Below are 12,930 nucleotides of genomic sequence, written 5' to 3' on the forward strand. Positions count from 1 at the left end.
GGCCGCTCCACCGACGATTCCCATGGTTGGCCCTGGTTCGCGCAGGTCATACAACGCCTCCAACCTTGCCCTGCCCTTCCTGGCCGGAGCCCTGCCGCTGGGAGCCCTGACCCTGCTGGTTCCTCCCGCGCGGGCGCAGGACTCCCCCCCACCCGGTCGCGACGCCATCGCGCTGGCCGCCGGTCCGGTGGCGCCGCGATCGACCACCGGCCTCAGCTGGCCTGAGCTGACCGCCCTGCCGCCCCTCCCGTCGGAATCGGCCCCATCAGCGTCAGCCTTCGCCATGCCCACGGCGGACCCCGATGCTCAGGCGCTTCTGGCGGCACTCCCCGGGGACGGCACCTCAAACGTCACCGCCAGCAGCTCCACCTCCATCGGCGATCTCGCCCAGGCAGCCCCTGAAGCCGCTCCCCCCACCGATCCGCAGAGTCCAGCCGGCGATCCCCTGAGCCCTGCCGGCGATGCGCCGGAGGCAACCCCCACCCCGGCGCCGACTCCCGCTCAGCCCTCTCCCTCCCCGTCGCTGGAGCCGCAGGCGGCCCAGGAGCCGAAGGTGCTGATCAGCGAGGTGGTGATCGAAGGCCTCGATGGCCATCCCGAGAAGGAACGGCTGGAAATCGCGGCCTACGCCGCCATGAGCGTCACCCCCGGCAGCGAGATCACCCGCAGCCAGCTGCGCAACGACCTGGCGGCGGTCTATGCCACCGGCTGGTTCGCCGATGTGCGCATCGAGCCGGAGGACAGCCCCCTCGGGGTCCGCCTGAAAGTCCAGGTGGTGCCCAACCCCGTGCTGACCTCGATCAGCCTCGATCCCGCCGACGCCGAGGTGCCGAAGCAGGTGGTGGACGACACCTTCGCCCCGGATCTGGGCAAGACGCTCAACCTCAACACCCTGCAGACCCGCATGCAGGAGCTGCAGAAGTGGTATGCGGATCAGGGCTACTCCCTCGCCCGGGTGACTGGACCGGGACGCATCAGCCCCGACGGCAACGTGCAACTGGTCGTCCGGCAGGGAACCGTGGCCGGCGTCGAGGTGCAGTTCGTCAACAAGGAAGGCTCCACCACCAACGACAAGGGCCAGCCGATCAGAGGCAAGACCAAGCCCTGGGTGATCAGTCGCGAGATCTCGATCAAGCCCGGACAGGTGTTCAACCGCCGCAACCTCGAGGAGGATCTCAAGCGGCTCTACGGCACCGGGCTGTTCGCCGATGTGAAGGTGACCCTGCGCCCGGTGGCCGACAACCCCGGCGAGGTGACGATCGTGCTGGGGGTCGTCGAGCAGTCAACCGGCTCTCTGTCCGGGGGCCTCGGCTACAGCCAGAGCCAGGGTGTGTTCGGTCAGATCCAGGTGCAGGACAGCAACCTGCTCGGACGGGCCTGGGACCTGGCCACCAGCTTCACCTACGGCCAGTTCGGGGCCCTGGCGGACATCACCTTCACCGATCCCTGGATCAAGGGAGACCCGTTCCGCACGGCCTTCCGGCTCAAGGCGTTCATCAGCCGTGATGTGCCGCAGATTTTCCAGAGCCAGGACAACGGCAGCATTCTGACGGCCACCAATTTCTACGAAGCACCAGGCACGAGTGTCGCCTACAACATCAACGCGCTCAACAACCCTGAGGGCAAAGTCTTCGGATCGGTGCAGGAGGCTCAAAATGCCAACAGCAGCCTCAGCTGGTTTGACTACAACGGCAACTCCGTGGTGATCCAACGGGTGGGAGGCAACCTTCAATTCGTCCGGCCTCTCAACGGCGGCAACCCCTACAAGCGCGTGCCCTGGAGCGTCATCGTCGGCCTCAGCGGCCAGCAGGTGACACCGATGGATTTCTCCGGACGTTCCAATCCCTTCGGCATCGCCAGCAACAACTTCAACTTCAGTGGCTCTGAGGTCCCGATCAATTCCGTGATCTGCCTCGCCTACAACTGCGCCACCAATAACCAGTTGTTCGGGGTTCGCGTCGCGGCCACGATGAACAACCTCAATGACCCCCGCAACCCCACGCAGGGCAACTTCCTCAGCGTTGGCACCGAGCAATTCTTCTCGGTGGGCCCCGATTCGCCCACCTTCAACCGGATGCGGGCCAGTTACACCCACTACATTCCGGTCAACTGGCTGAAGTTGTACAAGGGCTGTCGCCCCAAACCCGGCGAGACCGCCGACTGCAAACAGGCGCTGGCCTTCCAGGTGTCGGCGGGGGCCAATGTCGGCCAGCTTCCGCCCTACGAGGCCTTCTGCCTGGGGGGCGGCAACTCGGTGCGCGGCTACTACGACTGCGATCTCGGGGTGGGCCGCAGCTTCGGCGAAGCGACGATCGAATACCGCTTCCCGATCTTCAGCATCATCAGCGGCGAGCTGTTCATCGACGGCGGCACCACCTTCGGCAGCCAGGCCAACGTGCCCGGCAACCCTGGCGGCCTGTTGCTCAAGCCCGGCCAGGGCTTCTCGGTGGGCACCGGTCTGATCGTCACCACCCCTGTGGGGCCGCTGCGGCTTGAAGTGGCCAGCCAGGACTTCACCGGCAACTGGCGCTTCAACCTCGGCGTCGGCTGGAAGTTCTGAGCCGATGCGCTGGCCGAGCGACTACAGCCGCGCCTGGACCCTGTCGGGCACCGTGGAACGCAGCGGCGTGGGGCTGCACAGCGGTGCTTCCGCCCGCGTCAGCCTGCGGCCCGGCGCCAGATCGGGGTACTGGGTGGGCTGGCTAGACGATCCCGCGCTGCCCCTGCAGCGGCTGGAACCCGGCCAGGTGAGCGAGACACGTCTGTGCACCGCCCTGCAACTGGCCGAACGCCGGCTGGCGACCGTGGAGCACCTGCTGGCGGCCCTGGCGGGCAGCGGCGTCAGCCAGGCCGAGATCTGGGTGGAGGGCAGCGAGATTCCCCTGCTCGACGGCTCAGCCCTGCCCTGGGTGGAAGCCATCGCCGAAGCCGGCCTGGACGAGATCGGGCCCCGTCCCATGCCGGTCCTGCACGGTGAGCCGATCACCCTGCGCCACGGCCAGAGCTTCGTGATGGCGATGGCCGGTGAAACCCTTCAGCTGGGCGCCGCGATCGAATTTCCCCAGGCCGCCATCGGTCGTCAGCTTCACTCCCTGGAGCTCACCCCGGAGCGCTTCGTGCGGGAGATCGCCCCGGCGCGCACCTTCGGCTTCCGCGATCAGGTGGAGGCCCTGCTGGCCGCCGGACTCATCCGCGGCGGCGCCCTCGAGAACGCCCTCGTCTGCGATGGCGACCGCTGGCTCAACCCACCGCTGCGTTTTGAGGACGAACCGGTGCGCCATAAGCTCTTGGACCTGATCGGAGATCTGGCATTGGTGGGCCTGCCTCAGGCTCAGGTCTTTGCCTATCGCGGTTCCCACGGCCTGCACACGGCCCTGGCAACTGCCCTCCAGCGACAGACCGGAGCTGCTGCCCCCCTGTCCACCAACACGTCCGCCGCCACCACTCCTTCAGCATCCGTCCGCCGCCCTTGACCGCCACCACCCTCTCCTCCACCGGATCCCCCGCGCCCGAATCCGGGGCCGCCCAGGCCACCACCACCGTCGCGGCGGAGGCTCCGGCAGCCGCCTTCGGCAGCGGGGCCAGCGTCGAACCGGCCGTCCTGGCCTGCGAACAGATCCTCAACCTGCTACCCCATCGCTATCCCTTCGCGCTGGTGGATCGGGTGGTGGCCCATGAGCCCGGCCGCATGGCCGTGGCGATCAAGAACGTCACCTTCAATGAGCCTCATTTCCAGGGGCATTTCCCCGGAAGGCCCCTGATGCCCGGCGTGCTGATCGTCGAGGCGATGGCCCAGGTCGGCGGCCTGATCGTCACCCAGATGCCGGATCTGCCCAAGGGGCTGTTCGTGTTCGCCGGCATCGACGGCGTGCGCTTCCGCCGGCCTGTGGTGCCCGGAGATCAGCTGCGCATCCGCTGCGAACTGCTCAGCCTCAAACGCAGGCGCTTCGGCAAGGTGCAGGCCGAGGCCACCGTGGCAGGTGAGCTGGTGTGCTCCGGCACGCTGATGTTCTCCCTGGTGGACTGAGCCATGACCTCCGCAGCCATGGCTCCCACGATCCACCCCACCGCGGTGGTCGATCCCCAGGCGCGCCTCGCCGATGGCGTGCAGATCGGCCCCTACGCCGTCATCGGTCCGGAGGTGGAGATCGGCGAAGGCAGTCGCATCGGCCCCCATGTGGTGATTGACGGCCGCGTGCGCATGGGACGAGGGAACCGCATCTTTCCGGGTGCCTGCATCGGCCTGGAGCCCCAGGATCTCAAGTACAGCGGTGCCCCCACCGAGGTGATCCTCGGCGATGAGAACACCATCCGGGAGTGCGTCACGATCAACCGCGCCACCCATGACGGGGAACAGACGAGCCTCGGCAGCGGCAACCTGCTGATGGCCTACAGCCACATCGGTCACAACTGCCATCTGGGGGATCGCATCGTGATCGCCAACGGCGTCGCGGTGGCCGGCCATGTGGTGATCGGCGATCGGGCCGTGATCGGCGGTGTGCTGGGCATCCACCAGTTCGTGCAGATCGGCACCCTGGCGATGGTGGGCGGCATGAGCCGCATCGACCGGGATGTGCCGCCGTTCCTGATGGTGGAAGGGCACCCCGGGCGGGTTCGTGGCCTGAACCGCATCGGCCTGCGCCGCAGCGGCCTGGCGGAGCGGGACGGCGGCGCCCAGCTGCGCCAGCTGCAGGAGATCTGGTCGTTGCTTTACCGGAGCGATCTGGTGCTGGCCGCAGCTCTGCAGCAGGCTCGCCGCCAGCCCCTGCTCGATGCCGCCGAAGAGCTGGTGGCCTTCCTGGAGGCCTCCCTGGCGCCCGGCCGGCGCGGTCCGCTGCCGGCCGGGCGCTGATGGTGCGCCTGCTGATCAGCACCGGCGAGGTCTCCGGGGATCTCCAGGGTTCCCTGCTGATCCAGGCCCTGTTCGCCGAGGCCCGCAGCCGCGGCCTGGAGCTGGAGGTGGTCGCCCTCGGCGGCGAGCGGATGCGTCAGGCCGGAGCCACGCTGCTGGCCGACACGCTGGGGATGGGAGCGATCGGGCTCTGGGAGGCCCTGCCGCTGGTGCTGCCCACCCTGCGGCTGCAGCGCCGGCTGCGCCGCTGGCTGGACCTCCATCCTCCGGATGGTGCGGTCCTGATCGACTACATGGGCGCCAACGTCAACCTGGGCCTGCGGCTTCGCCGGCGCTTCCCGCAGCTGCCGATCCTCTATTACATCGCCCCGCAGGAGTGGGCCTGGCGCCTGGGTGAGGGCGGCACCACCCGCCTGATCGGCTTCACCGATCTGATCCTGGCCATCTTCCCGGAGGAGGCCCGCTTCTACGGCTCCCGCGGTGCTGCCGTCACCTGGGTGGGGCACCCTCTGCTCGACACACTCGCCGATCTGCCCGACCGGGCCGGGGCGCGCCGGGAGCTGGGGCTCGATCCTGACGTCCCGGTGCTGCTGCTGTTGCCGGCCTCGCGCACGCAGGAGCTGCGCTATCTGCTGCCGCCGATGCTCGAGGCCGTGGCGCGGCTCCAGCGGACGCTTCCGGCCCTGGAGGTGCTGCTGCCCGCCGCCCAGCCCGGCTTCCGGGAGCGGCTGGAGTCCGCCGGCGCCGAAGCGGGGGTGCGACTGCGGGTGATCCCCGCCGATCAGGCCGACGCGCGCTGGCCTCTGCTCTGCGCCGCCGCCGATGCCGCCCTCACCAAGTCGGGCACCGCCAACCTGCAGCTGGCCCTGCGCGGGGTGCCGCAGGTGGCCGGCTACCGCGTCAGCCGTGTCACGGCCCTGGTGGCGCGCCACCTGCTGCGCTTCGCCGTCGATCACATCTCACCGGTGAACCTGATCCTGCACGAACGTCTGGTGCCGGAACTGCTGCAGGACGACTTCCAGGCCGAAGCGATCGTGGCGGCCCTGGAGCCCCTGCTGCAACCGGGGAGCACCGCCGCGGCCATCCAGCGGGAGGGTTACACGCGCCTGCGCCAGCGGCTCGGTGAGCCGGGCGTCACGCGACGGGCGGCCTGCGCCATTCTCGACCAGCTGCAGATGGCCTGTGGCAACGCGGCCGCTCCCCTGGCGGTCTCCTGACTCCCAACACCATGCGCTGCTTCGCCCTGCTGCTCAGCCTGCTGCTCCTCCTGTTCGGACCGGCCCCGCAAGCCCTGGCCGCCACCGAGGAGGCTGTCCTGGCGGGCGGCTGTTTCTGGTGCCTGGAGCACGACCTGGAGGAGCTGCCGGGGGTCCTGGACGTGGTCAGCGGCTACAGCGGCGGCAGCCTCGAGCGGCCCAGCTACCGCCAGGTGTCCGCCGGCGGCACGGGCCATCAGGAGGCGGTGCGGGTGCGCTTCGACACCGAGAAGATCCGCTACGCCACTCTGCTGCGCGCCTATTGGCGCAACATCGATCCCTTCGATGGCCGCGGCCAGTTCTGCGACAAGGGAGACTCCTACCGGCCGGTGATCTTCACCGCCAATGCCCAGCAGATGGTGGAGGCCCGCAACAGCGCCGTGGCGGCCGCCCGGGAGCTGGGACGGCCCGTCTCGGCTCTGAAGGTGGCGATCAAGCCTCTGAACCGCTTCTGGCCGGCGGAGACGTACCACCAGGACTACGCCGAGCGAAACGCGCTCAAGTACCGCTACTACCGCTTCGCCTGCGGCCGCGACCGCCGCCTCGATCAGGTGTGGGGCGCGCGCGCCCGCAGCGACCAGCCCTGGAAAGGCAAGGTCTGACGAGACAACGCTCAGGCGCGGTGATGTCGCCTCGAGCGGACCGGATCCAGGCCAGTCTCCACGTGAGGGCGGCTGGCAACCGGCATCCCCGGCGCCCTGCTCCCAGGACAGCCTGGAAGGAGCCCTCCCGACGCAGGCACACGCCCCCCGGGAAGGCGACACCCCAACCGAACCGAAGCACCACAACCACACGGGAGGGGCTCGGGTGGGCAATTCCGTCTGAAGGTCCTAACCTGGACTCTGCCAGAGCCCTGTGCGTGTATGTATCTGCTGACCATCCGGGACGGTCTCCAGACGCGTCACATCGGTCCCTACGACAGTCCAGCCCACGCGGCGGCTGATCTTGACACCCTGCTCGGCCCCAACCGGGAGCGGGCGCGCTGGTGGATCCACGAGCTCGAATCGCCTGCCGACGCTGGCCGCAGCGAGGAAACGGAGCAACGCAGCGATCGGCCTGCGGCGCTGGCAGCCTGAACAATCGACAGATCGTGCCCTCAGAGCTTCGGCTGGCGCGGGTAGCCGCGCAACAGCCCGCTCTCGATCATCAGTCCCACACCGGCATTGATCAGAACGAGCCCCAGGGTGCCGTACCAGAACCAGGGCCCCGCCTGGGGAGCCCCCCCACTCCCTCCCTGGGCGGCCGCCAGGCTCGCCCACTGCTGCAGGCCCTTGCGGATCACCGCCTCACCGAACAGACAGAGGCCTGCAGGCAGCAGCAGGACCCCCAGCTGTGCCTTCACATACCAGCGGATCTTGGGAACAGCCATGGCGCTCCGGGCAGGGGACCAACCTAGGCGGCGGCGCCATCGACGATCCAGTTGACCAGCGTGGCCACGCCGAAACCCGTGGCGCCGGCAGGGTGCTGACCCCGCTCCTTGTCCGCCCAGACGGTGCCGGCGATGTCGATGTGGGCCCAGGCGATGCCCTTCGCGACGAAGTCCTGGAGGAACAGGGCGGCGGTGATCGAACCACCCGGGCGGGGGCCGGTGTTCTTGAGATCGGCCAGGGTGCTCTTGAGACCACTCTTGTAGGAGGCCTGCAGCGGCATGCGCCAGAGGCTCTCGCCGCCGAGTCGGGCACCGCTGAGCAGGCCATCGGCCAGCAGGTCGCTGTTGGCCCACAGACCGGCGATCTCCTCACCCAGCGCGATCACGCAGGCACCGGTGAGGGTGGCGAGATCGACGATGGCGTCGGGCTCGAGCTTCGAGGCGTAGACCAACGCGTCGGCAAGGGTGAGGCGCCCCTCGGCATCGGTGTTGTTGATCTCGATCGTGGTGCCGTTGGAGGCGGTGAGGATGTCACCGGGATGGATCGCCCCGCCGCTGATCATGTTCTCGCAGCTGGCGACGATCACGTGCACCTCGACGCCCTCGGGGCGCCGCTGGCCGATAGCGCGGGCAGCCCCCAGCACCGCCGCGCTGCCACCCATGTCGTACTTCATCATCTCGATCTGGGAGCCGGCGGTCTTGAGGTTGTAGCCGCCGGAATCGAAGGTGAGCCCCTTGCCGACGAGCACCACCCGACGCTTCACCTCACCGGAGGGCCGGTAGGTGAGATGGATGAACCTGGGCGGCAGGTCGGAACCCTGGGCCACTCCCAGATAGGCCCCCATGCCCAGCGCCTCGCACTCGTCACGCTCGAGCACCTTGAGCTCCAGATCGAAGCCCTGGGCAATCGCCGCCGCCACATCGGCGAGGGCCTGGGGGGTGGCGATGTTGGGGGGAGCGGCCACCAGCTGGCGGGCCAGCTCGACGCCACAGCAGAGCGCGTCGTGATGGAGCAGCCCCTCCCAGCCGTCCTCGCCAAGGCCCAGCAGGGCGATGTCCTCGGGCAGCCGCTGCGGTTCGGGCTCGCTCTTGAAGCGCTGATCGGCGTAGAGGGAGAGCCGGGTGGCCTCGGCCATGGCCGCTGCCGCCGCGGCGCCACCGAAACCCTCCACCGGCATGCGCAGTCCCAGCTGCTTCACGCCGAGCTGGGAGGCGCGCCTGGCCACCTGACCGCAGGCCTGCCGCAGGGCACTCAGATGGAAATCAGCAGCTTCACCCAGCCCCACCAGGATCAGCAGCGACGGACTCTGATCGAGCCGTTCGATCGTGACCAGATCACCCGGCCTGGCCTGGAAGCGCCGCTGCTCAAGGTGGGCATCGAGGGCGGAACCGAAGCGCTCGCGCAGCTGGCGCCGACCGGGATGCTCCTCGTCGCTGAACAGACCGATGGCCAGCCCATCGCCACTCCAGCCGGCCAGCAGATCGTCTCCGGTGGACGGCACGCAGCGGAATTCCATCAGCCCGGTTCAGGAAGGGGCGATCGTAGCCATCCCCTTCGCCCTGTCCCGGAGGCTTGCCTCAGTCGGGGTCAGCCGTGAACGGCGTTGCCCAGCGCTCACGCGTCTCCTTGTTGAACGGCGGCCACCAGCGGCGGATCAGCGCCTGCTCCAGGGCGCGGCGCTGCCCGATGGCCAGCGGCACATCACACCAGAAGCGGATGCTCAGGGCCATCGGCAGGGAGGCCTTGCGCAGGGCCTCGCCATAGGCCGCCAGGTAGCGCTTGCAGTCGTGGTCGCCCTTCCAGCGGCGGTCGGCCCGGCCGGTCTCGCCCACATAGAGCAGCAGAGGATCGGCATCCGGAGCGGAGCGATCGATGACGAGATAGATGGCGGCACCGCGGTGGGGAGCCTCCGGCCAGCGCCAGAAGGAGAGGCTCTGGGGCTGCAGCGACAGCGGGTCGAGGGAGACGGCTCGCTGGAGCGGATCCTGCGGCTCCGTTGCGGAAAACAGGCTGGCCTGGGCCGCGCCGGCGGCCTGGCCGCGGAAGAGGGGCCCCTGATGACTCCGGAGCCGCTCCTGCCACGCGAGCAGCTGACCGCGCAGCAGCGGCGGCGGCGGCGGTGACGGCCCGGAGAGGCCGCTGAGGTCACCGCCCGAGCCGAACAGCTCGCCCTGGCGCTGGGAGAGCTTCGTCATCGGCCCGGGCGGCGGGCCGCCCGCGGCAGGCGCGGCCCCGGCGGCGGCGGGTCGAAGCTCACCCTGCCGATCCAGCTTTCGATCACGGCGGCCGGCAGTGCCAGCCGCTGCTGCAGATCGGCCAGATCACGGAACGGCCGGCGGATCCTCTCCTGGAGCAACCGAGCCAGCTGGGCCTCTCCCAGCCCCTGGAGGCGGCGCAGCTGCTCGGCCGGAGCGCCATTGACCGCCACCGGCGCCGGAGCCGCGGCGGGCGGTGAGCCGTACCAGCGGAACTCCAGAAGCGGAAGCCAGCCGCGCAGCCGCTGCGGATCGATCTGCAGCACCCGTTGCAGATCCTCAGGACCGCTCAGCTGCACCCCGCCGGCCTGCAGGCGCTGCAGCAGATCCGCCTGATCCGGGCTGCAGCCCGGCAGACGCAGCCAGTCGGCGGCCATGGCGCGGTTGACATCCAGACGCCAGCCCAGGGCGGCGGCACGCGCCACCTCCTCGGCACTATTCAGACGCCGGCCGGGCTGCTGGGCCAGCTGCAGGGCCAGCAGCTCACGCTCGATCGCCTCCTGCTGCTCCCCTTCCGCAGCCAGGGGATCAGCGGCCGCCGCCGCAGGGGCGACCCTGCCGCTCTGCCACCAGCCGTGCCGGAGGGCGGGAGTGGCAGCCCCATCCTGCTCAGAAGCCTGCTCCGGCCCGGACACCGGGCGCTGAGGGCGGGGCAACTGCCCGGTGGCGATCAGCAGCTGGCGGGCCAGCGGATCCAACCAGTGCCGCTGAGCCATCGCCGATCCGGAGCGTGCGCAGGACGCCACGGAACCTAGCGGCGGTCGCGACCGCGGGGAGCCGGCCCGGCAGCCAGCGGCAACCTGCCTCGCAGCCGGGAGGCCGTGGGATCCGCACCCGCGAAAGAGCCGGCGGGCGGCTCAGAATCGTCGTCGTACGCCGCCTGCCGCTGCTGCGCCATGGCCTTCTTCGACTCCGAGATCGTCCAGGACGAGGCCCGAAGCCTGTTCGGCGACTACCAGAACCTGATGAAGCTGGGCAGCGACTACGGCAAGTTCGATCGCGAGGGCAAGAAGCTCTATATCGAACGCATGGAGGCGATGATGGATCGCTATCGGGTGTTCATGAAGCGCTTCGAACTCTCCGACGATTTCCAGGCCAAGCTCACGGTCGAGCAGCTGCGCACCCAGCTCGGACAGTTCGGCCTGACGCCCGAGACGATGTTCGAGCAGATGCAGCGCACCCTGGATCGGATGAAGGGCGAACTCGAGAAGACCGCCTGACGACCCACACCGGGCCGGTCGGGAGCCTCCGCCCATCACCGCTGCGTACGATCCGGCATCCCGCCCCTGAGGCCTCGGCGCCCCCATGGTTGAGCAGCCCAGCTCCGCATCCCCCTGCCCCGAGCTGCCCGCCTGGCTGAGCCGCGGCCTGGCCGATCTCTTCCCTGCCGGCAGCGGACCCGCCGATCCCGATCAGCAGCTGGCGGCCCGCCTGGTGGAGGCCGCCGATCAGGTCCGGCCGCTGCGGGTGAAGCTGGGCATCGACCCCACCGGCTCCGACATCCATCTGGGGCATTCGATTCTGTTCCGGCGCCTGCGCGCCTTCCAGGACGCGGGGCACACCGCCGTGCTGATCATCGGCGACTTCACCGCCCGCATCGGCGACCCCACCGGCAAGAGCGCCACCCGCGTGCAGCTGAGCGCCGCCGAGGTGGAGGCCCACGCCGAGACCTATCTGGTGCAGCTGGGGCTGGGGCAGGCGCCGGAGCGGGCCCTGCTCGACTTCGAGACGCCGGGGCGGCTGGAGGTGCGCCGCAACAGCGAATGGCTGGCGGGACTGGATCTGCCCCAGGTGATCGACCTGCTCGGCACCAGCACGGTGGGCCAGATGCTGGCCAAGGAGGACTTCGCCAACCGCTACGGCTCCGGCACGCCGATCTCTCTGCACGAGTTCCTCTACCCACTGCTGCAGGGCTACGACTCGGTGCAGGTGCAGGCGGACGTGGAGCTCGGCGGCACCGATCAGAAGTTCAACGTGGCGATGGGCCGCGACCTGCAGCGCCATTTCGGCCAGCGCCCCCAGTTCGGGATGCTGCTGCCGATCCTGCCCGGCCTCGACGGCGTGCAGAAGATGAGCAAGAGTCTCGCCAACACCGTGGGCCTGAGCGAAGACCCGCTCTCGATGTATTCGAAGCTCGAGAAGGTGCCCGATGCGGTGGTGGACGACTACCTCACCCTGCTCACCGATCTCGATCTGGCGGCCCTCCCTGCGAATCCGCGCGAGCGCCAGAAGGCGATGGCCCTGGAGATCACCCGTCAGCGCCACGGCGAGGCGGCCGCCCGTCAGGCCCAGGCCGATGCGGCGACCCTGGTGGCGGGCGCCAGCGGCAGCGCCGAGGCCGAGGTGCCGGAAGCCTCCCTGGCGGGGGTGAACTTCCCGGCGAAGGCCTTCTACCTGCTGAGCGCCGTCAAGATCTGCGCCAGCAGCAGCGAGGCGCGCCGCCAGATCCAGGGCGGCGGCGTGAAGCTGGATGGCGAGAAACTGCTGGACCCCAGTCAGGAGTTCGCCACCGCCGCCGAGCTCGATGGCAAGGTGCTGCAGCTCGGGAAGAAGACCTTCCGGCGGCTCGTGGCTGGCTGAGACCCACGCTTGTGTGCGAAGGAGGGCAGGCGATTCTGGCCTCCCTGACTTGTGTTGCGCAACGAAACGGCTCCTCAGGATGAGCGATGGCGGGCGGACATCAGAGACTGCGCAACACCTCCAGATCTTCGTCATCCAGCGGTGCCGGAATACCACGCTCAAGCATCTCCGAGAAGCCCGCATCCCGGCTCAGCACCGTGAGCAGATAGAGGCGCCCCGGACCTGGATTCTGCAGATCGTGGATGGCATCCTCCGGCACCACCACAAAATCGCCCCCGCAGGCTGTGATCGTGCGATCACCCACGTGAAAGATCACCTGTCCACGCAGCACGAAATAGAGCTCGGCAGCGTTGTGATGGGCATGCAGAGGCACCTGCTCCATGGGGTCATGAACCTCCACGAAGATGGTGAGCGGCGTGGAGGCGGGGCCGACATCATCGCGCCGATCTGCATCGCGGGGCGACGACAGCAGTGCCAGGCGGCAGTGATCGCCCTCACTGAAGCGGAACCCGTGCAGATCCTCGGGTCTCAACAGGCGAGGCAGCATGCGGGGCAGGGCAATCTCCTGGCATCCTGCCGGCAACCAGGACGCCGGCAACGCTGGGGCGGAGTCTGGC

General features: G+C 69.2%; 14 protein-coding genes. 9 read left to right on the forward strand and 5 right to left on the reverse strand.

Annotated elements, in window-relative coordinates; genetic code table 11:
* The first annotated feature begins 22 nt into the window (after window positions 1-22).
* The 7 genes from H8F25_RS07555 (at window position 23) to H8F25_RS07585 (ending at window position 7,184) form a co-directional block, all read left to right on the forward strand.
* Window positions 23-2,560, forward strand: a complete 2,538-nt coding sequence (locus H8F25_RS07555; protein WP_197212923.1) for a BamA/TamA family outer membrane protein — start codon at window positions 23-25, stop codon at window positions 2,558-2,560.
* 4 nt (window positions 2,561-2,564) lie between these two features.
* The gene (gene lpxC, locus H8F25_RS07560; protein ID WP_197212925.1) at window positions 2,565-3,473 is read left to right on the forward strand and encodes a UDP-3-O-acyl-N-acetylglucosamine deacetylase; all 909 of its coding nucleotides are present in this window, start codon (window positions 2,565-2,567) and stop codon (window positions 3,471-3,473) included.
* Window positions 3,470-4,027 carry a 3-hydroxyacyl-ACP dehydratase FabZ gene (gene fabZ / locus H8F25_RS07565; RefSeq protein WP_370525845.1) on the forward strand — a complete coding sequence of 186 codons (558 nt, stop codon included), beginning with the start codon at window positions 3,470-3,472 and terminating at the stop codon, window positions 4,025-4,027. The genes lpxC and fabZ overlap by 4 nt, the downstream gene beginning before the upstream one ends.
* A gap of 3 nt (window positions 4,028-4,030) precedes the next feature.
* On the forward strand, window positions 4,031-4,852 hold the full coding sequence (gene lpxA, locus H8F25_RS07570) for an acyl-ACP--UDP-N-acetylglucosamine O-acyltransferase (protein WP_231597253.1): 822 nt from the start codon (window positions 4,031-4,033) through the stop codon (window positions 4,850-4,852).
* Window positions 4,852-6,069 (forward strand): lipid-A-disaccharide synthase, encoded by a 1,218-nt coding sequence (lpxB, locus tag H8F25_RS07575; protein WP_197212932.1) that lies wholly within the window; start codon window positions 4,852-4,854, stop codon window positions 6,067-6,069. Before lpxA ends, lpxB begins: the two co-directional genes overlap by 1 nt.
* An 11-nt stretch (window positions 6,070-6,080) precedes the next feature.
* Window positions 6,081-6,710: a peptide-methionine (S)-S-oxide reductase MsrA gene (msrA, locus tag H8F25_RS07580; protein ID WP_197212934.1), complete on the forward strand. Its 630-nt coding sequence runs from the start codon at window positions 6,081-6,083 to the stop codon at window positions 6,708-6,710.
* 261 nt (window positions 6,711-6,971) lie between these two features.
* Complete coding sequence (locus H8F25_RS07585) at window positions 6,972-7,184, forward strand: hypothetical protein (RefSeq protein WP_197212935.1); 213 nt, start codon at window positions 6,972-6,974, stop codon at window positions 7,182-7,184.
* Window positions 7,185-7,204: 20 nt separating this feature from the next.
* Here H8F25_RS07585 and H8F25_RS07590 read toward each other — a convergent pair whose 3' ends face one another.
* The 4 genes from H8F25_RS07590 to H8F25_RS07605 form a co-directional block, all read right to left on the reverse strand.
* Entirely contained in the window at window positions 7,205-7,477 is a 273-nt protein-coding gene (locus tag H8F25_RS07590) for a hypothetical protein (RefSeq protein ID WP_197212937.1), read from the reverse strand.
* A gap of 23 nt (window positions 7,478-7,500) precedes the next feature.
* Window positions 7,501-8,994 carry a leucyl aminopeptidase gene (locus H8F25_RS07595; protein WP_197212939.1) on the reverse strand — a complete coding sequence of 498 codons (1,494 nt, stop codon included), beginning with the start codon at window positions 8,992-8,994 and terminating at the stop codon, window positions 7,501-7,503.
* A gap of 61 nt (window positions 8,995-9,055) precedes the next feature.
* Complete coding sequence (locus H8F25_RS07600; RefSeq protein WP_197212941.1) at window positions 9,056-9,673, reverse strand: GIY-YIG nuclease family protein; 618 nt, start codon at window positions 9,671-9,673, stop codon at window positions 9,056-9,058.
* Entirely contained in the window at window positions 9,670-10,449 is a 780-nt protein-coding gene (locus H8F25_RS07605; protein WP_197212943.1) for a hypothetical protein, read from the reverse strand. The genes H8F25_RS07600 and H8F25_RS07605 overlap by 4 nt, the downstream gene beginning before the upstream one ends.
* A 180-nt stretch (window positions 10,450-10,629) precedes the next feature.
* On the opposite strand from H8F25_RS07605, the gene H8F25_RS07610 reads away from it, so the two are divergent.
* Together H8F25_RS07610 and tyrS are read left to right on the forward strand one after the other, a co-directional pair.
* Window positions 10,630-10,953: a DUF1825 family protein gene (locus H8F25_RS07610; RefSeq protein WP_197212945.1), complete on the forward strand. Its 324-nt coding sequence runs from the start codon at window positions 10,630-10,632 to the stop codon at window positions 10,951-10,953.
* Window positions 10,954-11,038: 85 nt separating this feature from the next.
* Window positions 11,039-12,313, forward strand: a complete 1,275-nt coding sequence (gene tyrS, locus H8F25_RS07615; protein ID WP_197212947.1) for a tyrosine--tRNA ligase — start codon at window positions 11,039-11,041, stop codon at window positions 12,311-12,313.
* A gap of 100 nt (window positions 12,314-12,413) precedes the next feature.
* Here the strand turns inward: tyrS and H8F25_RS07620 are convergent, their stop codons facing one another.
* Entirely contained in the window at window positions 12,414-12,911 is a 498-nt protein-coding gene (locus tag H8F25_RS07620; protein WP_231597254.1) for a cupin domain-containing protein, read from the reverse strand.
* Window positions 12,912-12,930: the final 19 nt, after the last annotated feature.

The sequence above is a fragment of the Synechococcus sp. CBW1004 genome (assembly GCF_015840715.1).
GTDB lineage: Bacteria > Cyanobacteriota > Cyanobacteriia > PCC-6307 > Cyanobiaceae > Cyanobium.

Excerpts from the sequence above, each read along its gene's own strand:
- H8F25_RS07600 (WP_197212941.1), bottom strand. The coding sequence starts at position 9,673 with ATGACGAAGCTCTCCCAGCGCCAGGGCGAGCTGTTCGGCTCGGGCGGT.
- lpxC (WP_197212925.1), top strand. The coding sequence starts at position 2,565 with ATGCGCTGGCCGAGCGACTACAGCCGCGCCTGGACCCTGTCGGGCACC.
- H8F25_RS07555 (WP_197212923.1), top strand. The coding sequence starts at position 23 with ATGGTTGGCCCTGGTTCGCGCAGGTCATACAACGCCTCCAACCTTGCC.
- H8F25_RS07585 (WP_197212935.1), top strand. The coding sequence starts at position 6,972 with ATGTATCTGCTGACCATCCGGGACGGTCTCCAGACGCGTCACATCGGT.
- H8F25_RS07595 (WP_197212939.1), bottom strand. The coding sequence starts at position 8,994 with ATGGAATTCCGCTGCGTGCCGTCCACCGGAGACGATCTGCTGGCCGGC.
- tyrS (WP_197212947.1), top strand. The coding sequence starts at position 11,039 with ATGGTTGAGCAGCCCAGCTCCGCATCCCCCTGCCCCGAGCTGCCCGCC.
- H8F25_RS07590 (WP_197212937.1), bottom strand. The coding sequence starts at position 7,477 with ATGGCTGTTCCCAAGATCCGCTGGTATGTGAAGGCACAGCTGGGGGTC.
- H8F25_RS07610 (WP_197212945.1), top strand. The coding sequence starts at position 10,630 with ATGGCCTTCTTCGACTCCGAGATCGTCCAGGACGAGGCCCGAAGCCTG.
- msrA (WP_197212934.1), top strand. The coding sequence starts at position 6,081 with ATGCGCTGCTTCGCCCTGCTGCTCAGCCTGCTGCTCCTCCTGTTCGGA.
- lpxB (WP_197212932.1), top strand. The coding sequence starts at position 4,852 with ATGGTGCGCCTGCTGATCAGCACCGGCGAGGTCTCCGGGGATCTCCAG.
- lpxA (WP_231597253.1), top strand. The coding sequence starts at position 4,031 with ATGACCTCCGCAGCCATGGCTCCCACGATCCACCCCACCGCGGTGGTC.
- H8F25_RS07605 (WP_197212943.1), bottom strand. The coding sequence starts at position 10,449 with ATGGCTCAGCGGCACTGGTTGGATCCGCTGGCCCGCCAGCTGCTGATC.